This window comes from Streptomyces thermocarboxydovorans (assembly GCF_039524635.1).
Classification (GTDB): Bacteria; Actinomycetota; Actinomycetes; order Streptomycetales; family Streptomycetaceae; genus Streptomyces; species Streptomyces thermocarboxydovorans.
Map to the genome: position 1 here is coordinate 1 of NZ_BAAAGU010000016.1, position 18,155 is coordinate 18,155.

Genomic DNA, 18,155 nt, shown 5'->3' on the forward strand with positions numbered 1-18,155 from the left:
GGCGCGGGCCGGCCGGGCCGCACCCTGCGGCGGCGGGCCGGCGCCTCGGAGGTGCCGTAGCCGACGAGGACATTGCCCGAGCCCTCCGAACGGGAACCTTCCGAACGGGGGCCTTCCGAGCGGGAGCCCTCGCCCTGCGTGCGGGTGCCCTCGGCCGCGGCGCCCGGCTCGCCCTGCCGGCCGGCGGGGCCGCCCTCGGACGTCTCCCCCACCGCGACCGTCAGCAGCGGCGCGCCGACGGGCAGTTCGGTGCCCTCCTCGCCGAAGCGGGCGGTGACCACACCGCCGTAGGGGCAGGGCACCTCGACCATCGCCTTGGCCGTCTCGACCTCGACGACGGGCTGGTCCACGGTGACCACGTCACCGACCTCGACCAGCCAGCGCACGATCTCCGCCTCGGTGAGCCCCTCACCGAGGTCGGGGAGCTTGAACTCCAGCACCTGTGCCATCAGCCCTCGGCCTCCCATTGCAGACGCCCCACGGCGTCCAGGATCCGGTCCACTCCCGGCAGGTGATGGCGCTCCAGCATCGGCGGCGGGTACGGGATGTCGAACCCGGCCACGCGCAGCACCGGCGCCTCCAGGTAGTGGAAGCAGCGCTCGGTGACCCGCGCGGCGATCTCCCCGCCCGGGCCGCCGAAGCCGCCCGACTCGTGGACCACGACCGCGCGCCCGGTGCGCCGCACCGAGGCGGCCACCGTCTCGTCGTCGAACGGCACCAGCGAGCGCAGGTCGACGACCTCGAGGTCCCAGCCCTCGGCCCGAGCCGCCTCCGCCGCTTCCAGGCAGACCGGCACGGACGGCCCGTACGTGATGAGTGTGGCGCTGCGTCCCTGCCGCCGCACCACGGCACGGCCGATCGGCTCGACGGGCGCCGGCTCCTCCGGGTTCCAGGAGTCCTTCGACCAATACAGCCGCTTCGGCTCCAGGAAGACCACCGGGTCGTCGGAGGCGATGGCGGCGCGCAGCAGCCCGTAGGCGTCGGCGACGGTGGCGGGGGTGACGACATGCAGGCCGGGCGTGGCCATGTAGTACGCCTCGGAGGAGTCGCTGTGGTGCTCCACGCCGCCGATGCCGCCGCCGTAGGGGACGCGGACGGTGATGGGCAGCGGCATCCTGCCGCGGGTGCGGTTGCGCATGCGGGCGACATGGCTGACCAGCTGCTCGAACGCCGGGTAGGCGAAGGCGTCGAACTGCATCTCCACCACCGGCCGCAGCCCGTACATCGCCATGCCGACCGCCGTGCCGAGGATGCCCGCCTCGGCCAGCGGGGTGTCCGTGCAGCGGTCCTCGCCGAACTCCTTGGCCAGGCCGTCGGTGATCCGGAAGACGCCGCCGAGGGTGCCGACGTCCTCGCCCATGACGTGCACGGACGGGTCGTCGGCCATGGCGTCGCGCAGGGCGCGCGTGAGGGCCTGCGCCATGGTGGCCGGCTTGACGGCGACAGTCGTCATCGCTGGGTCCCTTCCGACTCGGCCTCGGCCTCGAGCTCGGCCCTGAGCTGGGCCTGCTGCTCCCGCAGCTGCGGGGTGGGCTCGGCGTAGACGTGGGCGAAGAGTTCCATGGGGTCGAGGGCGGGGTCCTGGTTCATCCGCTCGCGCAGCGAGGCCGCCATGGTCTCGGCGTCCTGGCGGGCGGCGGCGATGCCGTCCTCGTCGAGCAGGCCGCGCGCGGTCAGCTCGCGCTCCAGCAACTGGATCGGGTCGTGCTGCTTCCAGGTCTCCACCTCGGCGTCGCCGCGGTAGCGGGTGGCGTCGTCGGCGTTGGTGTGCGCCTCCACCCGGTAGGTGATGGCCTCCACCAGGACCGGGCCGCCGCCGGAGCGGGCGTGCCGCACGGCGTCGCCGAGCACCTCGTGCACGGCGGCGGCGTCGTTGCCGTCGACCAGGCGGCCCGGCATGCCGTAGCCGACCGCCTTGTGCGCCAGGGACGGCGCGGCGGTCTGCTTGGCGAGCGGGACGGAGATGGCGAAGCCGTTGTTCTGGACGAGGAAGACCACCGGGGCCTGCCAGACGGCGGCGAAGTTCAGCGCCTCGTGGAAGTCGCCCTCGCTGGTGCCGCCGTCACCGACCATGGCGAGCGCCACCACGTCGTCGCCCTTGAGGCGGGCGGCGTGCGCGAGGCCCACCGCGTGCGGCAGCTGGGTGGCGAGCGGAGTGCTCAGCGGGGCCACCCGGTGCTCGTAGGGGTCGTAGCCGGTGTGCCAGTCGCCGCGCAGCAGCGTGAGCGCCTCCACCGGGTCCACGCCGCGGGCGACCACGGCGAGAGTGTCGCGGTAGCTGGGGAAGAGCCAGTCGCGCTCCTGCAGCACGAGCGCGGCGGCGACCTCGCAGGCCTCCTGGCCGGTGCTGGAGGGGTAGACCGCGAGACGGCCCTGCTTGGTGAGGGCGGTGGCCTGCGCGTTGTAGCGGCGGCCCTTCACCAGCTCGGCGTAGAGCCGGCGCAGCAGCTCCGGATCGGCCTTGGCCGCCGCCTCGGTGCCCAGCACCCGGTAGGGCTCCGCGTCGGGCAGCAGCGGCGCGGGGTCCGTGCGGGGCTGCCAGGCGGGCGGCGGGGTCGGCCGGTAGGCACCCCGCTGCTCCATGACCGTCATGACGGCACCTCCTCGTGGGAGCAACTCGGCCAGGCGCGTCGCCTGTGACGCGCCTCACCAACCGATTGTTCGGTCGCCGGCACATTTTGGCTACGGGTGGCGTCAGGCTGTGGACAAACGGTTCCTCAGGACCTGAGATAAATGCAGGACGTCCACATGAGAGAGGCGGGGGCGGGTGACTTCTGAACAAATGGCCGGGGTGTCGGAGGGGACGGGTCAGCTGCCGCCGCCGCGGCCGCTGGACTCGATCGATCAGGACATCCTGCGCATCCTGCAGGCGGACGGCCGCGCCTCGATACGGTCGGTCGCCGAACGCGTCCACGTCTCACGCGCCAACGCCTACGCACGGATCAACCGGCTCGTCGAGGACGGCGTCATCCGCGGCTTCGGCGCCCGCGTCGACCACGAGCGCGCCGGCCACGGCACCTCCGCCTACATCACCCTGAAGATCGTCCAGAACTCCTGGCGCACGGTCCGCGAGCAGCTGCGGCAGCTCCCCGGCGCCTCGCACATCGCCCTGGTGGGCGGGGACTTCGACGTCCTGCTGCTGGTGCACACCCCCGACAACCGGGCGCTGCGCGAGCTGGTCCTCACCCGCCTCCAGGCGATCCCGGAGGTGCTCAGCACCCGCACCCTGCTGGTGTTCGAGGAGGAGGATCTGGAACCGCAGGGGTGAGGGGGAGAGGGCGGCCCTTGTTGGCCGGTCAGCGGTCCGCTGTCAAAAGGTCAGCGGTCCACTCCCCAGCGCCAGAGCAGCTCGCCGCCGACGGGCACGGCAGCCCAGCGTTCGGCGGCGGCGTCCAGTCGCGGCCCGGTCCTGGCCAGTGCCTCCGCGTCGAGCGGCGCCGTCCCGACTCCGCGGCCCCCGATGGGCAGGCCGCTCCACGTGCCGGCGGAACTCACCCGCGCCCGTCAGCCGCCCTGCGCAGTCCCCCGAAGGCGAGCTGTGCCACCGCGTCGGCCACCTCGCGCTCGCTCATGCCGCGCACATCGGGCCGGTACCACTCGACGATCGAGTTGATCATGCCGAAGACCAGCCGGGTCACCAGGCCCGCGTCGATGTCGCCGCGCACGTCCCCGTCGGCCGCCGCCTCCTTCACCATCTGGGCCACCCGGTGGTCGAACTCGCGCCGCCGGTCCAGCGCCCACCGCTCGGTGCCGGTGTTGCCGCGCACCCTCAGCAGCAGCGTCACGTACGGCAGTTCGGCGATCAGCACCTCGACCATGCGCCGCACCACGTACTCCAGCCGCTCGGCGGGGCGCCCCAGGCGTGCCTGTTCCTCCTCGAGGATGCCGAACAGCTCGTCCAGCGCCCGGCTCACCGCCCGCCGCAGCAGCTCCTCCTTGCCGGAGACGTGGTGGTATATCGACGACTTGGAGATCCCGGCCGCCTTGGACAGATGCTCCATGGAGGTGCCGTCGTAGCCGCGCTCGTTGAACACCTGCACGGCCACGGACAGCAGGGTCTCCGGGGTGTACGTGTCCCGCTTGGCGTTGGTGTTGATGTCGCGCTTGGCGGTGGTCATGGGGTGCCCTCCCGCTTCTCGGTGGCATAGGCGTGCCGGTACAGCGCGAGCGACGGCGCGTAGCGGCCGCAGGCATCGCGCCGGTGCAGCTCGTCGAGGAGGGAGCAGGCCCATGTGCGGCCGAGCTTGCGGTCCCACTCGAAGGGCCCCAGAGGGTAGTTGACGCCGAGACGCATCGCGGTGTCGATGTCCTCCTCGGTGGCCACGCCCTTGGCGACGGCGTCGTACGCCAGGTCGATGATCCGCGCCACCGTCCGCGCGACGATCATGCCGGGGGCGTCGCCGATGACGCTGACCTTCTTGCCCAGCGCCTGGAACAGCCCGGTGGCCTCGGCGACGGTCCGCTCGGGGGTGTCCCGGTCGTGCGCCAGGGCGATGCGCGTGGCCTTGCGGTAGTCGAGGGCGAGGTCGAAGTGGACGAGGTCGCCGGACTCGACCGTGGTCCGTCCGTCGGCGAGGGCCAGCCGCCCGCCGCCGGGCAGCACCAGACCGGCGCGGCCGCCGTCGCCCCCGGCCGGCTTCTGCTCGCGCACCTCGATGCCCGCCTCGCGGATCAGGGTGAGCAGCTCGGCGGCCGGGCCGAGATCGCCCTCGGCGGTCACCTGCGCGGGCGCCGGGGCCTGCGGCGCCGTGTGCGGCTCGGGGCGCTCGGCGCCGTCGCGGTAGTCGTACCAGCCGTGGCCGCTCTTGCGGCCGAGCCTGCCGGACTCGACCAGGCGGCGCTGGGCCAGCGAGGGGGTGAACCGCGCGTCCTGGAAGAACGACTGCCACACCGAGTGGGTGACGGACTCGTTGACGTCCTGCCCGATGAGGTCGGTCAGCTCGAAGGCGCCCATCCGGAAGCCCCCGGACTCGCGCAGCACCGCGTCGATGGTGGCCGGGTCGGCGCCCTGGGACTCGTACACGGCGAAGGCCTCGGCGTAGAAGGGCCGGGCGATGCGGTTGACGATGAAGCCGGGGGTGTCGGCGCAGGCCACCGGGGTCTTGCCCCAGGCGCGGGCGGTCTCGTGGGCGCGCTCGGCGCATCCGGCGTCGGTGGCGAAGCCGGAGACCACCTCCACCAGCGGCATGAGCGGCGCCGGGTTGAAGAAGTGCAGGCCGACGAAGCGGCCGGGCACGCGCAGGGCGCCGCCGATGGCGGTGACGGACAGGGAGGAGGTGTTGGTGGCGAGGAGGCAGTCGTCGTCGACGATGTCCTCCAGCGCCCGGAACAGCTCCTGCTTGACGTCGAGACGCTCCAGGACGGCCTCCACCACCAGCGTGCAGCCGGCGAGTGCGGCGAGGTCGTCGACGGGCGTCAGCCGGGCGCGGGCGGCGTCCCGGTCGGCGGGGGTGAGCCGTTCCTTGTCGACGAGCCGGTCGAGGCGGGCGCCTATCGCTTCGGCCGCCTCCCGGGCCCGGCCGGGTGCGGCGTCGTAGAGCCGCACGGTGTGGCCCGCGACCAGCGCGACCTGGGCGATTCCCTGGCCCATGGTGCCGGTGCCGACGACGGCCACGGAGCTGCTGAGGTCGAGTGCTGTCATGAGCGCGATCCTCCCGCACGGGTTTTCCACAGATGCGGCGGACCCCCTTGTCCCGACCGATCGTTCGGTTACTCTAGCTCTGACCGCGCATTCCTGCCCACCTTTCTGCCAGGTCAGGAACTCGACGAAGAGTTCTGAAGACGAGGAGTTGGTCCCGTATGGCCGCCGAACTGACCGCGCACGAGCTGATCGCCCGGCACCGGCCCACCCTGGACCAGGCGCTCGAAGCGATCCGCACCCGCGCGTACTGGTCCCCCCACCCCGAGCACCCCAAGGCCTGCGGGGAGAACGGCAGCCTGGACCTGGCCGCGGGCAAGGCCGCCTTCGACGCCCTGCTCGGCACCCGCCTCGACCTCGGCCAGCCCGGCACCGACGGCTGGGTCGACGGCGAGATCTCCCCGTACGGCATCGAGCTGGGCGTGAGCTACCCGCACGCCGACCTCGACGTGCTGCTGCCCGCCATGAAGGCGGGGATGCGCGCCTGGCGCGACGCCGGCGCGGAGGTGCGCGCGGTGGTCTGTCTGGAGATCCTCAAGCGGATCAGCAACCGCACGCACGAGTTCGCGCACGCGGTCATGCACACCTCCGGCCAGGCGTTCATGATGGCGTTCCAGGCGGGCGGCCCGCACGCCCAGGACCGCGGCCTGGAGGCGGTGGCCTACGCCTACGTGGAGCAGGTGCGCACCCCTGACACCGCGGAGTGGACCAAGCCCCAGGGCAAGCGCGACCCGCTCGCGCTGACCAAGCAGTTCATCCCCGTCCCGCGCGGCATCGGCCTGGTCATCGGCTGCAACACCTTCCCGACGTGGAACGGCTACCCGGGCCTGTTCGCCTCCCTCGCCACCGGCAACGCCGTCCTGGTCAAGCCGCACCCGCGGGCGGTGCTGCCGCTCGCCCTCACCGTGCAGGTGGCGCGCGAGGTGCTCGCCGAGGCCGGCTTCGACCCCAATCTGGTCGCGCTCGCCGCCGAGCGACCCGGCGAGGGCATCGCCAAGGCCCTGGCCACCCGCCCGGAGATCCGGATCATCGACTACACCGGCTCCACCGAATTCGGCGACTGGCTGGAGGCCAACGCCCGCCAGGCGCAGGTCTACACCGAGAAGGCCGGCGTCAACACGGTGCTCGTCGAGTCCACCGACAACTACAAGGGCATGCTCTCCAACCTGGCGTTCTCGCTGTCCCTGTACAGCGGCCAGATGTGCACCACCCCGCAGAACCTGCTGATCCCCCGCGAGGGCATCACCACCGACCAGGGCCCCAAGTCCTACGACGAGGTCGTCGCCGACCTGGCCAAGGCCGTCGACGGCCTGCTCGGGGACGACGCCCGCGCCAACGCCCTCCTCGGCGCGATCGTCAACCCGGACGTCAAGGCCCGCCTGGAGGCCGCCGCCGGCCTCGGCGAGGTCGCCCTCGCCTCCCGCGAGATCACCAACCCGGAGTTCCCGGGCGCGGTGGTGCGCACCCCGGTGATCGTGAAACTGGACGGCTCCAAGCCCGACGCCGAGGCCGCCTACCTGAGCGAGTGCTTCGGCCCGGTCTCCTTCGCGGTCGCGGTCGACTCCGCCGGCGACGCGCTGGAGCTGCTGCGGCGCACCATCCGCGAGAAGGGCGCGATGACCGTCGGCGCCTACACCACCTCCCCGGAGGTCGAGGACGGCGTGCGCGAGGTCTGCCTGGAGGAGGCCGCCCAGCTCTCCCTCAACCTCACCGGCGGGGTGTACGTCAACCAGACGGCCGCCTTCTCCGACTTCCACGGCTCCGGCGGCAACCCGGCCGCCAACGCGGCGCTGTGCGACGGCGCGTTCGTCGCCAACCGCTTCCGCGTGGTCGAGGTGCGCCGGGAGGCGTGAGCCTGAGCCTCATTGCCTGAGGTCCGGGCTCAGTCGGGTGCGCCCCCGAAGGCGCTCCAGTGGTACAGCGTCATCGCCACACTGGTGGCGAGGTTGTAGCTGGAGACCTGGGGGCGCATCGGCAGCGCCACCAGATGGTCGGCCCGCGCCCGCAGCTCGGGCGTGAGCCCGGTGCGCTCGGAGCCGAAGGCGAGCAGCGCGTCGTCGGGCAGTTTCAGCGAGCGGATGTCCTCGCCCTCCGGGTCCAGCGCGAACAGCGGGCCCGCCGGCAGCTCGTCCACGGCCAGCCGCTCCACGGCGGTCGCGAAGTGCAGCCCCGCCCCGCCGCGCACCACGGTGGGGTGCCAGGGGTCGAGCGTGCCGGTGGTGACGACCCCGGTCGCCCCGAAACCGGCGGCCAGCCGGATCACGGCCCCGGCGTTGCCCAGGTTGCGCGGCTGGTCGAGGACCACGACCGGCGCGGTGCGCGGAGTCCGGGTCAGCCGCTCCAGATTGCCCGCTCGGGACGGCCGTACGGCCAGAGCGGCCACGGCGGTGGGATGCGGGCGCGGGACCAGCGAGGCGTACGTCTCCTGCGGCACCTCGGTCAGCAGCCCGGCCAACGTGTCCCGGACGTCCGGTGCCAGATCGTCGGCCAGGGCGAGCGCGGCGGCCTTGTCGGCGGCGACCGCGACGGGGACCTCGGCGCCGAAGCGCAGCGCGTGCTTGAGGGCGTGGAAGCCGTCGAGCAGGACGGCACCGTCGACCAGCCGGCGCCAGGCGGCCACGGCGTCCGGCGCGGTGGCCGGAGGCTCGCCCTTGCGGGGCGTGCCCTGAGAGTCGGTCATGCCCAGCAGCCTACGTGCGCGGACGCGGGCCTCCTCCGGGTGCGCCAGGGGAGGGCTCGGGGGCGGAGGCCTGGGCGTTCCGGGTCTCCTGCGCCTTCCGAGCGGGATCGTCCGGGAGCCGTTGCGGCGGAAGAGGGGGCCTCAGGGGCTGTCCTTGCATCGGGGAGACTCGCTCTGCGAGACGTTGCTCCGGGGAGCCTCGTTCCGCGAGCCGTTGCTTCGGGAGCCGCTGCCGGGGGAGGGACAAGACGCCCGTGGGGCCGCGCCCGAGCAGCCGGGCCCGTGCGCGTGCCGCGCCGTCGCCCAGGCGGCGCAGGAACGACGTCGGCAGGAAGACCATGTCCACCGCGATCATCGCCAGCGAGAAGAACGGCAGCCCCAGCACGACCGCGATCACCGCGTGCTCGGTGATCATCAGCGCCAGCAGGACGTTCTTCACCCGCCGGTTGAACAGCGTGAACGGGAAGGCGACCTGCACGATGACCGTGCCGTAGGTCATCAGCATCACCAGGGTGCCGCTGGCGGCCAGCAGGCCGGCGAGGCCCGGCCAGGGGGAGAAGTACTCCAGTTGCAGCGGGTAGTAGACGGCCGTGCCGTCCTGCCAGCGGGAGCCCTGGACCTTGTACCAGCCGGCCGTGGCGTAGATCAGACACGCCTCGGCCATGATCACCAGCAGGGCGCCGTTGTGCACGATGTTGGCGACGACGTCCAGCAGGATCCGCGGCTGCGGGCTCCGGCCGAGGCGCCCGGCCAGCCACCACAGGGCCTGCGCGGCCCAGACCGTCCACAGCAGAACGGGGATCAGGCGTTCGCCGTCGTCCATCCGGCCCGCCAGCGTCATGGCGAGCAGCAGAACGCCGGACACCGCCCACAGCGCCGGGCCGGCCCGGTCCCGCACCCGGTCACCGCGCGCCAGGGCCTCCGCCGCACGGCGGGCGCGCCGGGCGTCCAGGGACCACACCTGGCCGCAGCGCGTGAACACGAGGTACACCGCCATCAGGTGCAGCACGTTGTCGCCGCCGTCGCCCATGAAGATGCTGCGGTTCTGCAGCGACAGCACGCCCACCATGAACAGCACCGACATGGTGCGGGTGCGCCAGCCGAGCAGCAGCAGCACGCTCCACAGCATCGCCAGCGCGTAGAGGAGCTCGAACCAGCCCCGGCCGTCGAACCACAGCAGCGCGGTGAACGCGCCGTTCGAGCCGACCAGCTGCTCGGCCAGGTCCGAGCTCCAGGGGCCCTCGGGCCCGTACAGCTCATGGCGGTGCGGGAACTCCCGCAGCAGGAACAGCAGCCAGGTCAGGCTGAAGCCGATGCGGAGCACGGCGGTCTGGAAGGGGCCGAGGGCGGAGTCGGCCACGCGCGCGATCAGGCCGGACACGGCCAGCGAGAAGCGGTTCATCCGGCACCTCCCCGTGCCGTGTCCTCGGTGTTCTCGCCGTCCCCGGTGTTTTCGGTGTTCTCGGTGTTTCCGGCTCCCTCGGCGTTCTCGGCGTCCCCGGCGTCTCCGGCGTCCTTCGGAACCGACCACCAGGGCAGGGTGCGGTACACCGGCGCCGTGGAGATCTTCTCGTCACTCCACTCGGGAGGCGGGACGTTCGCGGTGCGGGAGCGGATCTGCACCTGCTGGATCACACCGCCGTCGCCGGCCACGTCCGCCCGGTCCAGGCGGAGCACCGCGATCCGGCGCAGATAGGACTCGGAGAGCGCACCGCGCAGGCCCACCGGACGGTTCTTCTCGTCATGGGTCGCGACGAAGAAGTCCCAGGCGCGGCGCAGCTCGTTCTGCTGGGTGTGACTGGGCAGCGGATTGCCGTCGATGGCCCGCCCGTCCTGGGCGGACAGGTCGTACCAGCGGGTGGTGCGCACTCCCCCGTCCGGGGTGCCTATCTCGGCGCGGACCTGGACGCCGATGTTCTGCTGCAGCGGGTTCGGCGCGAAGAGCTTCCAGTTCTGCTCGAACTCGGGGTAGATCCACTCCTCGATCACCTCGCCGTGCTCCTTGCTGACCGTGTTGGGCGGAGCCACGTGCAGGAACGTCATCCCGAGATGCGCGCAGACGGTGACGGCGACGGCGGCCAGCGCCACGGCGGCGGCGATCCGGTAGCGGAGCGACAGGGCGGCTATGCCGGTAGGGGGGTCGGGCGGTGGGGCCGGGAGTGGTGGGGGTGGGGGTGAGGGTTTGCGGGAGGAGTCGGAGACGGGGTGGGGGGTGACGAGGGGCCAGCCGGGGGTGGGGGAGTAGGGCGGGGGTGCGGGTGTGGCCACCTGCGCTGCTGGGGGCGCGACGGCACCGGGGCCGTTGTCGACGGAGTCGTGTGGTGCGGCGGCCTCGCTGCCGGGGGCGTCCGCCTCGCTCATGCCGCCGCCGTCGCCGTGCGTGGGAGCCGGCACCCTGTCGTCCGTGGCGGTCGGAGTGGTCGGGCCGTCGTCGCCGGCCACCGTCCGGTGGGCGTCGGCCCGGTCCGCCGGTCCCTCGTCCGGCACGGCCGGCGTGTCGACGTGGTCGGCCGGCGCCTCGCCGGAGACGGGCTGCTCGGAGACCGGCGGCTGGGCGACCGGCTGTTCGGAGACCGGCGGCTGGGAGGTCTGTCGCCGGGCGGCCTGCTGCGGAGAGGCCGACTGCTGCGGGGCCTGCTGCCCCGGCGGTATCCGGGACGCGGTGCCGGAAGCGGAGGCCGATTCCGGTGCGGTTTCCGGCCGGCCACGGCGCGCGTCCGGACCGCTGGGCTCGGCCGGCCCGCGCCGGGCGTCCGAGCCTTCGTCGTACGCGTCCATTCCGCCCCGTCCCACGGTCTCGTTCCCTCGCCGCCACCGTCCGGCGGCCGATCAGCCGCGAGGCCCGGCGGTGGCGCAACATCCTCGCTGATCCTCTGCGGTCCTCTGGGTTCCTCTGGGTTCCGCTCCTCCGCATCGCACGGAACGGTACTCAGCCCCGGCCACCCGAGCCCAGTCCGTGCGGCCGGTCCGTGCCGTGGCCGTGACCACATCGCAGCGCTCAGGTGCCGTGCTCCCGTCCGGGCCCGCTCCCACCGCTCGTCCACAGGCAGCCCCCCGCAGGTTATCCACAGCGGTTGACACCGTGCGGCCCCCGACCCACCATGGAATCGCACGAACCGAACGATCGGTCGGGAGCGTGCTCCGAGAAGCACCCAGGTCGAGGGGGACCTCATGGCGACAGCAGCCGCCCACGAGACGGCCCGCAGCCAGCCGTCCGGCGCACCGGAAGGCGCCGACGACAGCACCGCGGAGTTCCAGCGCGCCTTCGACGCGGCGGTGGCCGCCGACGAGCGGATCGAGCCGCGCGACTGGATGCCCGACGGATACCGGGCCACGCTGATCCGGCAGATCGCCCAGCACGCACACTCCGAGATCATCGGCATGCAGCCGGAGGCCAACTGGATCACCCGCGCGCCCTCCCTGCGCCGCAAGGCGATCCTGATGGCCAAGGTGCAGGACGAGGCCGGCCACGGCCTGTACCTGTACAGCGCTGCCGAGACCCTCGGCACCAGCCGCGACGAGCTGCTCGACAAGCTGCACTCCGGCCGCCAGAAGTACTCCTCGATCTTCAACTACCCGACGCTGACCTGGGCGGACGTCGGCGCGATCGGCTGGCTGGTGGACGGCGCCGCGATCACCAACCAGGTCCCCCTGTGCCGCTGCTCCTACGGCCCGTATGCGCGGGCGATGGTCCGCATCTGCAAGGAGGAGTCCTTCCACCAGCGCCAGGGCTACGAGCTGCTGCTCGCCCTGAGCAAGGGCACCCCGGAGCAGCACGAGATGGCCCAGGACGCGGTCAACCGCTGGTGGTGGCCGTCGCTGATGATGTTCGGCCCGCCCGACGACGAGTCGCAGCACTCCGCACAGTCGATGGCCTGGAAGATCAAGCGGCACTCCAACGACGAGCTGCGCCAGCGCTTCGTCGACATCTGCGTCCCCCAGGCCGAGTCCCTCGGCCTCACCCTCCCCGATCCGGACCTGAAGTGGAACGAGGAGCGCGGGCACTACGACTTCGGCCCGATCGACTGGTCGGAGTTCTGGGAGGTCCTCAAGGGCAACGGGCCGTGCAACGAGCAGCGGCTGTCCCGGCGCAGGCGGGCCCACGAGGAGGGCGCCTGGGTCCGGGAGGCGGCAGCGGCCTACGCGGCCAAGCACAGCAGCGGCGGGTCCGGCACCAGCGGCCGACCGGGCCCGGGCGGCACCACCGGTGCGAGCGGCGGGACGAATGTGAACGGCGACAACGTGAACGGCGAGAACGTGAACGGCGAGACAGGAGCGAAGCGAGCATGACCACCACCGACTGGCCCCTGTGGGAGGTCTTCGTGCGCTCGCGCCGGGGCCTGTCCCACACCCACGCCGGCAGCCTCCACGCGCCGGACGCGGAGCTCGCCCTGCGCAACGCACGCGACCTGTACACCCGGCGCGGCGAGGGCGTCTCCATCTGGGTCGTGCCGTCGTCCGCGATCACCGCCTCCTCGCCCGACGAGAAGGACCCGTTCTTCGAGCCGGCCGCCGACAAGCCCTACCGGCACCCCACCTTCTACGAGATCCCCGAGGGGGTGCAGCACCTGTGACCACGACCCCCGTCAAGGATCCCGCCCTCGCCCCGGCCGCGCTGGCCCTCGGCGACGACGCCCTGGTGCTCTCCCACCGCCTCGGCGAGTGGGCCGGCAATGCCCCGGTGCTGGAGGAGGAGGTCGCCCTCGCCAACATCGCGCTCGACCTGCTCGGCCAGGCGCGGGTGCTGCTGTCGATGGTCGGCGACGAGGACGAGCTGGCCTTCCTCCGCGAGGAGCGCGCCTTCCGCAACCTCCAGCTGGTGGAGCAGCCCAACGGCGACTTCGCCCACACCATCGCCCGCCAGCTGTACTTCTCCGTCTACCAGCACCTGCTGCACACCGAACTGGCCGGCGGCGACGGGCCGTTCGCCGCGCTGGCGGCCAAGGCCGTCAAGGAGACCGCCTACCACCGCGACCACGCCGAGCAGTGGACCCTGCGCCTCGGCGACGGCACCGAGGTCAGCCACTACCGGATGCAGCAGGCCGTGAACGCGCTGTGGCGCTACACCGGCGAGATGTTCCAGCCCGTCGAAGGCCTGGACGTCGACTGGAAGGTCCTGGAGACCGCCTGGCTGGAGCAGATCGAGGACGTGCTGCGCCGGGCCACCCTCTCGGTGCCCGAAGGGCCGCGCGCGGGAGCCTGGTCGGCCGGCGCGGGCCGGCAGGGCCTGCACACCGAGCCGTTCGGCCGCATGCTCGCCGAGATGCAGCATCTGCACCGCAGCCACCCGGGGGCGTCATGGTGACCACCACGACTCCGCTGGAGGAGGAACTGCTCGAGCTGGCCGGGTCGGTCCCCGACCCGGAGCTGCCCGTGCTGACCCTGCGCGAGCTGGGCGTCGTCCGCGCGGTGCACGCCCGAGGGGCGGACAGCGTCGAGGTCGAGCTGACCCCGACCTACACCGGCTGCCCGGCCATCGAGGCGATGTCCCTCGACATAGAGCGCGTGCTGCACGAGCACGGCATACGCGAGGTCACCGTCCGCACGGTGCTGGCGCCCGCCTGGTCCACCGACGACATCACCGAGGAGGGGCGGCGCAAGCTGCGCGAGTTCGGCATCGCGCCGCCGCGCGTGCGCGAGGCCTCCGGCCCGGTCCCCGTCGCCCTCGGCCCCACCCGCACCCGGGACGACGGCCCGTCCGCCGCCGGCCCCGACGAGCTGGAGGCCGTCCGCTGCCCGCACTGCGGATCCGCCGACACCGAGCTGCTCAGCCGCTTCTCGTCCACCGCGTGCAAGGCGCTGCGCCGCTGCCTGGCCTGCCGCGAACCGTTCGACCACTTCAAGGAGTTGTGATGGCCCGCTTCCACCGGCTCCGGGTGGCCGCGGTCGACCGGCTCACCGACGACTCCATCGCCCTCACCTTCGCCGTCCCGCCCGAGCTGCGCGAGGAGTACCGGTACCTGCCCGGCCAGCACCTGGCGCTGCGCCGCACGGTCGACGGCCAGGAGATACGGCGCACCTACTCCATCTGCTCCCCCGCGCCCGGCGGCGAGGGACCGAGTACCCTGCGCGTCGGCGTGCGCCTGGTCGAGGGCGGCGCCTTCTCCACCTACGCCCTGAAGGAGATCAATCTCGGCGACGAACTGGAGGTCATGACCCCGGCCGGACGCTTCACCCTCCAGCCGGCGCCCGGCCAGTACGCGGCGATCGTCGGCGGCAGCGGCATCACCCCGGTGCTGTCCATCGTCTCCACCCTGCTCGCGCGCGAGCCCCGGGCGCGGTTCTGCCTGATACGCAGCGACCGCACCGCCGCCTCCACGATGTTCCTGGAGGAGGTCGCCGACCTGAAGGACCGCTACCCCGACCGGTTCCAGCTGGTCACCGTGCTCTCCCGCGAGGAGCAGCAGGCCGGGCTGCCGTCCGGCCGGCTCGACCAGGAGCGGCTGACCGGGCTGCTGCCAGCGCTCCTGCCCGTGGAGCACGTGGACGGCTGGTTCCTGTGCGGCCCCTACGGGCTGGTCGAGGGCGCCGAGCGGACCCTGAGGTCCCTGGGCGTGCCCCGCGCCCGCATCCACGAGGAGATCTTCCACGTGGACGCGAGCCCCGCCCCCGCCCGGCCGGCCACGGCCCCCGCCCACAGCACGGTCACCGCCCTGCTCGACGGACGCGGCGGCACCTGGCCCGTCCAGGACGGCGAGTCCCTGCTCGACACGGTGCTGCGCAACCGCCCCGACGCCCCCTACGCCTGCAAGGGCGGCGTGTGCGGGACCTGCCGCGCCTTCCTGGTCTCCGGCGAGGTGCGGATGGACCGCAACTTCGCCCTGGAGGCGGAGGAGACCGAGGCGGGCTACGTCCTGGCATGCCAGTCGCACCCGCTGACCGAGAAGGTGGAGCTGGACTTCGACCGGTAGGGCCGGAGGGGGAGAATCCGCAGAATCCGCAGAATCCGCAGAGAAGGTCCGCGGCGCACACCCGGACTCACCCGGAGCCACACGGACCTTCTCTTCTACTGAAACCTGTTCTATCTTGACGCCCCGTCAGGTCGGCGTCGGACCGGCGCACCCGTGCGCTGCGTCGTGAGAGGACAGGGACCGTGGACTTCACCTTCACCGAGGAGCAGCAGGCGGCCGCCGAAGCAGCACGGGGCGTCTTCGCCTCCGTCGCCCCGGACACCGTGCCCAGCCCCGCCCTCACCCCGGGCGCCGTCGCCGACGGCTGCGACCGCGCGCTGTGGACCCGGCTCGCCGAGGCCGACCTGCTGAGCCTGCTGCTCGCCCCGGAACACGGCGGATCCGGCCTGGACGCGATCGCCCTGTGCCTGGTGCTGCGCGAATCCGCGAAGGTACTGGCCCGCGTACCGCTCCTGGAACACAGCGCCGCCGCCGCGGCCGTCCAGGCCTACGGCAGCCCCGAGGCCAGGTCCGAGCTGCTCGTCCCCGCCGGCCGCGGCGAGATCGTCCTGACCGTAGCCCCGCACGGCCGGACCGGCCACGACCCGGCCGAACGCGCCGTCACCGCCCACCGCGACGTCACCGACTGGGTGCTCGACGGCACACAGACGGCAGTGCCGTGGGCGTACGACGCGGACATTGTCCTCGTCCCCGCCCACACCGAAACCGACCGGACCGTCCTCGCGCTGGTGCGCGGGGGACAGGACGGGGTCGCCCTCGCCGAGCAGTTCTCCACCAGCGGCGAGCGGCTGGGCGAGCTGCGCCTTGACTCCGTGCGCATCACCGACCGCGACCTCATCGACGCGCACGGCGCCTGGGACTGGCTGCGCCATCTGCTGACCACCGGGACCTGCGCCCTGGCCCTCGGCCTCGGCGAGCAGGTCCTGCGCATGACCAGCGACTACACCGGGAAACGAGAACAGTTCGGGCATCCGCTGGCGACCTTCCAGGCCGTCGCCATGCAGGCCGCCGACCGCTTCATCGACCTGCGGGCCATGGAGGTCACCCTCTGGCAGGCCGCCTGGCGCATCGCCTCCGGAACACCGGGCGCGCTGCCCGCCGCCGCGGACATCGCCGTCGCCAAGATCTGGGCGGCGGAAGGGGTGCGCCGGGTCGTGCAGACCGCCCAGCACCTGCACGGAGGCTTCGGAGCCGACGTGGACTACCCACTGCACCGCTACCACGCCTGGGCCAAGCACCTGGAACTCACCCTCGGCCCGGCAGCCGCCCACGAGGAGACCCTGGGGGACCTGCTGGCGGCCCATCCACCGACCTGACGGGGGCGGACGACGGGAAGGCGACGGGACACGGGTGCGCCCCGTCCTGCGACGGAACCGCCGGCGACAGCCCGAGGAATCGAGAGCTACTCGAGAACTACTCGAGAACTACAGCACGTGCCCCGTCTGTCCGTCGTCCGTGACGACCGGACGCCCGGCAGCCTCCCACTCCTGCATACCGCCGTCCACATTCACGGCGTCGATGCCCTGCTGCACCAGATACATCGTGACCTGGGCGGAACGCCCGCCGGAACGGCAGATCACATGCACCCGGCCGTCCTGCGGCGCCGCCTCGGTCAGCTCGCCGTAGCGGGCCACGAACTCACTGATCGGGATGTGCAGCGCGCCGGCCGCATGACCGGCCTTCCACTCGTCGTCCTCACGGACGTCCAGCAGGAAGTCGCCGTCCTTGACGTCCGCGACCCCGACCGTGGGCACAGCAGCTCCGAAACTCATGTCTGAGACGCTACCCGAAGAGACGGCAGCGGGGCTCACGCCAGCAGCGAGGCCAGCTCCGCCTCACGTTCGGCCAGCTGGGCGCGCAGCTGCTCGGCGATCTCGTCGAGCAGGCCGTCGGGGTCGTCCGGGGCCAGCCGGAGCATGGAGCCGATCGCGCTCTCCTCCAGCTCCTTGGCGAGCACGGTGAGCATCTCCTTGCGCTGGGAAAGCCATTCGAGGCGGGCGTACAGCTCCTCGGCGGCGCTCCGGGCACGCTTCAGCTGCGGCCCCGCGGCCCACTCCTCCGCCAGCTCCTTCAGCTCGTCCACGCTGCCACGCGCGTAGGCGGCGTTGACGCGGGTGATGAACTCCTCACGGCGCCCACGCTCGGATTCCTCCTGCGCCAGGTCCGGGTGGGCCTTGCGCACCAGCTCGCGGTACAGCTTGCGGGCCTCCTCGCTGGGCCTCACCCGCTGCGGGGGCTTCACCGGCTGGTCGGTGAGCATGGCGACGGCCTCGGGGAAGAGCCCCTGGTCATCCATCCAGCCGTTCATCAGCTCTTCCACGCCGGGTATGGGCGCCAGCCGGGCGCGCGCCTCCTCGGCACGGCGCAGGTCCTCGGGGTCGCCGGTGCGGTCGGCACGGGCCTGCAGGATCCGGGCGTCCAGCTCCTCGAGACGGGCGTACATCGGTCCGAGCTTCTGCTCATGCAGCCGGGAGAAGTTCTCGACCTCGATGCGAAAGGTCTCCACGGCGATCTCGAACTCGATCAGCGCCTTCTCCGCGGCCCGGACGGCCTGCTCCAGCCGCTCCTCGGCCCGCGCAGCCTTCTCTCCACCGGGGGCCTGCTCCGCCCCGGCAGCACCACCCTGCACACCTTCCGACTCCATCACCCGCCCAGCGTAGGGCACGGGCACTCGGAGCACGGATCCTCGTCCTTCCGGGACCTCCGGGGGGCCTCCCCCTCCCCCACCCCTCCCCCTCACCGGTCAAGCCACTCAGTCAGTCCGCAGCACTCACCCACGCCGGAGTCAGCGCGTCCACGCCCGCACCCTGCACCCTGCACCCGGGCACGCACACCGCACCCACACCCGCACAGGCATGGGGCACCGGCACGACCGCACGACCGCCTCACGCAGACGCCCCAACGACGCAGACGCCCGCACGATCCC

At 72.7% G+C, this 18,155-nt stretch carries 19 protein-coding genes; 8 read left to right on the forward strand and 11 right to left on the reverse strand.

The window, feature by feature from the left end; translation table 11 throughout:
* The 3 genes from ABD198_RS09650 to pdhA form a co-directional block, all read right to left on the reverse strand.
* A partial coding sequence (locus tag ABD198_RS09650; protein WP_343999377.1) for a biotin/lipoyl-containing protein occupies positions 1 to 449 on the reverse strand: 449 nt, incomplete at its 3' end.
* Complete coding sequence (locus tag ABD198_RS09655; RefSeq protein ID WP_343999379.1) at positions 449 to 1,453, reverse strand: alpha-ketoacid dehydrogenase subunit beta; 1,005 nt, start codon at positions 1,451 to 1,453, stop codon at positions 449 to 451. The genes ABD198_RS09655 and ABD198_RS09650, both read right to left, overlap by 1 nt.
* Positions 1,450 to 2,592 carry a pyruvate dehydrogenase (acetyl-transferring) E1 component subunit alpha gene (gene pdhA, locus ABD198_RS09660; RefSeq protein ID WP_343999381.1) on the reverse strand — a complete coding sequence of 381 codons (1,143 nt, stop codon included), beginning with the start codon at positions 2,590 to 2,592 and terminating at the stop codon, positions 1,450 to 1,452. Before pdhA ends, ABD198_RS09655 begins: the two co-directional genes overlap by 4 nt.
* Before the next feature lie 190 nt (positions 2,593 to 2,782).
* Between pdhA and ABD198_RS09665 the strand changes: the two genes are divergently transcribed.
* Complete coding sequence (locus tag ABD198_RS09665; RefSeq protein WP_343999539.1) at positions 2,783 to 3,268, forward strand: Lrp/AsnC family transcriptional regulator; 486 nt, start codon at positions 2,783 to 2,785, stop codon at positions 3,266 to 3,268.
* Positions 3,269 to 3,318: 50 nt separating this feature from the next.
* Here the strand turns inward: ABD198_RS09665 and ABD198_RS09670 are convergent, their stop codons facing one another.
* From ABD198_RS09670 to ABD198_RS09680, 3 genes are read right to left on the reverse strand one after another with little or no spacing between them, the layout of a single operon-like run.
* Positions 3,319 to 3,495 (reverse strand): hypothetical protein, encoded by a 177-nt coding sequence (locus tag ABD198_RS09670; protein ID WP_343999383.1) that lies wholly within the window; start codon positions 3,493 to 3,495, stop codon positions 3,319 to 3,321.
* The gene (locus ABD198_RS09675) at positions 3,492 to 4,118 is read right to left on the reverse strand and encodes a TetR/AcrR family transcriptional regulator (protein ID WP_343999386.1); all 627 of its coding nucleotides are present in this window, start codon (positions 4,116 to 4,118) and stop codon (positions 3,492 to 3,494) included. Before ABD198_RS09675 ends, ABD198_RS09670 begins: the two co-directional genes overlap by 4 nt.
* Complete coding sequence (locus ABD198_RS09680) at positions 4,115 to 5,641, reverse strand: 3-hydroxyacyl-CoA dehydrogenase (RefSeq protein ID WP_343999388.1); 1,527 nt, start codon at positions 5,639 to 5,641, stop codon at positions 4,115 to 4,117. Before ABD198_RS09680 ends, ABD198_RS09675 begins: the two co-directional genes overlap by 4 nt.
* Before the next feature lie 158 nt (positions 5,642 to 5,799).
* Here ABD198_RS09680 and paaN point away from each other — a divergent pair, with 158 nt between their 5' ends.
* Positions 5,800 to 7,491: a phenylacetic acid degradation protein PaaN gene (gene paaN, locus ABD198_RS09685; protein ID WP_343999390.1), complete on the forward strand. Its 1,692-nt coding sequence runs from the start codon at positions 5,800 to 5,802 to the stop codon at positions 7,489 to 7,491.
* Between the two features lie 29 nt (positions 7,492 to 7,520).
* Here paaN and ABD198_RS09690 read toward each other — a convergent pair whose 3' ends face one another.
* The 3 genes from ABD198_RS09690 to ABD198_RS30690 are packed head-to-tail and all read right to left on the reverse strand — an operon-like array spanning position 7,521 to position 11,111.
* Positions 7,521 to 8,318, reverse strand: a complete 798-nt coding sequence (locus tag ABD198_RS09690; RefSeq protein ID WP_343999392.1) for a TrmH family RNA methyltransferase — start codon at positions 8,316 to 8,318, stop codon at positions 7,521 to 7,523.
* Between the two features lie 10 nt (positions 8,319 to 8,328).
* Positions 8,329 to 9,720, reverse strand: a complete 1,392-nt coding sequence (locus ABD198_RS09695) for an HTTM domain-containing protein (protein WP_343999394.1) — start codon at positions 9,718 to 9,720, stop codon at positions 8,329 to 8,331.
* Positions 9,717 to 11,111, reverse strand: coding sequence for a DUF5819 family protein (locus ABD198_RS30690; RefSeq protein WP_425580445.1), 1,395 nt, complete (start codon positions 11,109 to 11,111; stop codon positions 9,717 to 9,719). The genes ABD198_RS09695 and ABD198_RS30690 overlap by 4 nt, the downstream gene beginning before the upstream one ends.
* Positions 11,112 to 11,489: 378 nt before the next feature.
* Between ABD198_RS30690 and paaA the strand changes: the two genes are divergently transcribed.
* The 6 genes from paaA (at position 11,490) to ABD198_RS09730 (ending at position 16,545) form a co-directional block, all read left to right on the forward strand.
* Positions 11,490 to 12,608 carry a 1,2-phenylacetyl-CoA epoxidase subunit PaaA gene (paaA, locus tag ABD198_RS09705; protein ID WP_343999396.1) on the forward strand — a complete coding sequence of 373 codons (1,119 nt, stop codon included), beginning with the start codon at positions 11,490 to 11,492 and terminating at the stop codon, positions 12,606 to 12,608.
* Complete coding sequence (gene paaB / locus ABD198_RS09710) at positions 12,605 to 12,892, forward strand: 1,2-phenylacetyl-CoA epoxidase subunit PaaB (protein ID WP_260826068.1); 288 nt, start codon at positions 12,605 to 12,607, stop codon at positions 12,890 to 12,892. Before paaA ends, paaB begins: the two co-directional genes overlap by 4 nt.
* Positions 12,889 to 13,623, forward strand: coding sequence for a 1,2-phenylacetyl-CoA epoxidase subunit PaaC (paaC, locus tag ABD198_RS09715; RefSeq protein WP_343999400.1), 735 nt, complete (start codon positions 12,889 to 12,891; stop codon positions 13,621 to 13,623). Before paaB ends, paaC begins: the two co-directional genes overlap by 4 nt.
* Positions 13,620 to 14,171 (forward strand): 1,2-phenylacetyl-CoA epoxidase subunit PaaD, encoded by a 552-nt coding sequence (gene paaD, locus ABD198_RS09720; protein WP_343999544.1) that lies wholly within the window; start codon positions 13,620 to 13,622, stop codon positions 14,169 to 14,171. Before paaC ends, paaD begins: the two co-directional genes overlap by 4 nt.
* Positions 14,171 to 15,229, forward strand: a complete 1,059-nt coding sequence (gene paaE / locus ABD198_RS09725) for a 1,2-phenylacetyl-CoA epoxidase subunit PaaE (RefSeq protein ID WP_343999401.1) — start codon at positions 14,171 to 14,173, stop codon at positions 15,227 to 15,229. The genes paaD and paaE overlap by 1 nt, the downstream gene beginning before the upstream one ends.
* A 182-nt stretch (positions 15,230 to 15,411) precedes the next feature.
* Complete coding sequence (locus ABD198_RS09730) at positions 15,412 to 16,545, forward strand: acyl-CoA dehydrogenase family protein (RefSeq protein ID WP_343999403.1); 1,134 nt, start codon at positions 15,412 to 15,414, stop codon at positions 16,543 to 16,545.
* Between the two features lie 108 nt (positions 16,546 to 16,653).
* Here the strand turns inward: ABD198_RS09730 and ABD198_RS09735 are convergent, their stop codons facing one another.
* Both ABD198_RS09735 and ABD198_RS09740 read right to left on the reverse strand, forming a co-directional pair.
* A complete protein-coding gene (locus ABD198_RS09735; protein WP_343999546.1) occupies positions 16,654 to 16,983 on the reverse strand; it encodes a rhodanese-like domain-containing protein in 330 nt (109 codons plus the stop codon).
* 53 nt (positions 16,984 to 17,036) lie between these two features.
* Positions 17,037 to 17,873 carry a hypothetical protein gene (locus tag ABD198_RS09740; RefSeq protein ID WP_343999548.1) on the reverse strand — a complete coding sequence of 279 codons (837 nt, stop codon included), beginning with the start codon at positions 17,871 to 17,873 and terminating at the stop codon, positions 17,037 to 17,039.
* Between the last annotated feature and the right edge of the window lie 282 nt (positions 17,874 to 18,155).

Coding starts and splice junctions, on each gene's coding strand:
- ABD198_RS09655 (WP_343999379.1), bottom strand. CDS start 1,453: ATGACGACTGTCGCCGTCAAGCCGGCCACCATGGCGCAGGCCCTCACG.
- pdhA (WP_343999381.1), bottom strand. CDS start 2,592: ATGACGGTCATGGAGCAGCGGGGTGCCTACCGGCCGACCCCGCCGCCC.
- ABD198_RS09665 (WP_343999539.1), top strand. CDS start 2,783: ATGGCCGGGGTGTCGGAGGGGACGGGTCAGCTGCCGCCGCCGCGGCCG.
- ABD198_RS09675 (WP_343999386.1), bottom strand. CDS start 4,118: ATGACCACCGCCAAGCGCGACATCAACACCAACGCCAAGCGGGACACG.
- ABD198_RS09680 (WP_343999388.1), bottom strand. CDS start 5,641: ATGACAGCACTCGACCTCAGCAGCTCCGTGGCCGTCGTCGGCACCGGC.
- paaN (WP_343999390.1), top strand. CDS start 5,800: ATGGCCGCCGAACTGACCGCGCACGAGCTGATCGCCCGGCACCGGCCC.
- ABD198_RS09690 (WP_343999392.1), bottom strand. CDS start 8,318: ATGACCGACTCTCAGGGCACGCCCCGCAAGGGCGAGCCTCCGGCCACC.
- ABD198_RS09695 (WP_343999394.1), bottom strand. CDS start 9,720: ATGAACCGCTTCTCGCTGGCCGTGTCCGGCCTGATCGCGCGCGTGGCC.
- paaA (WP_343999396.1), top strand. CDS start 11,490: ATGGCGACAGCAGCCGCCCACGAGACGGCCCGCAGCCAGCCGTCCGGC.
- paaB (WP_260826068.1), top strand. CDS start 12,605: ATGACCACCACCGACTGGCCCCTGTGGGAGGTCTTCGTGCGCTCGCGC.
- paaE (WP_343999401.1), top strand. CDS start 14,171: ATGGCCCGCTTCCACCGGCTCCGGGTGGCCGCGGTCGACCGGCTCACC.
- ABD198_RS09740 (WP_343999548.1), bottom strand. CDS start 17,873: ATGGAGTCGGAAGGTGTGCAGGGTGGTGCTGCCGGGGCGGAGCAGGCC.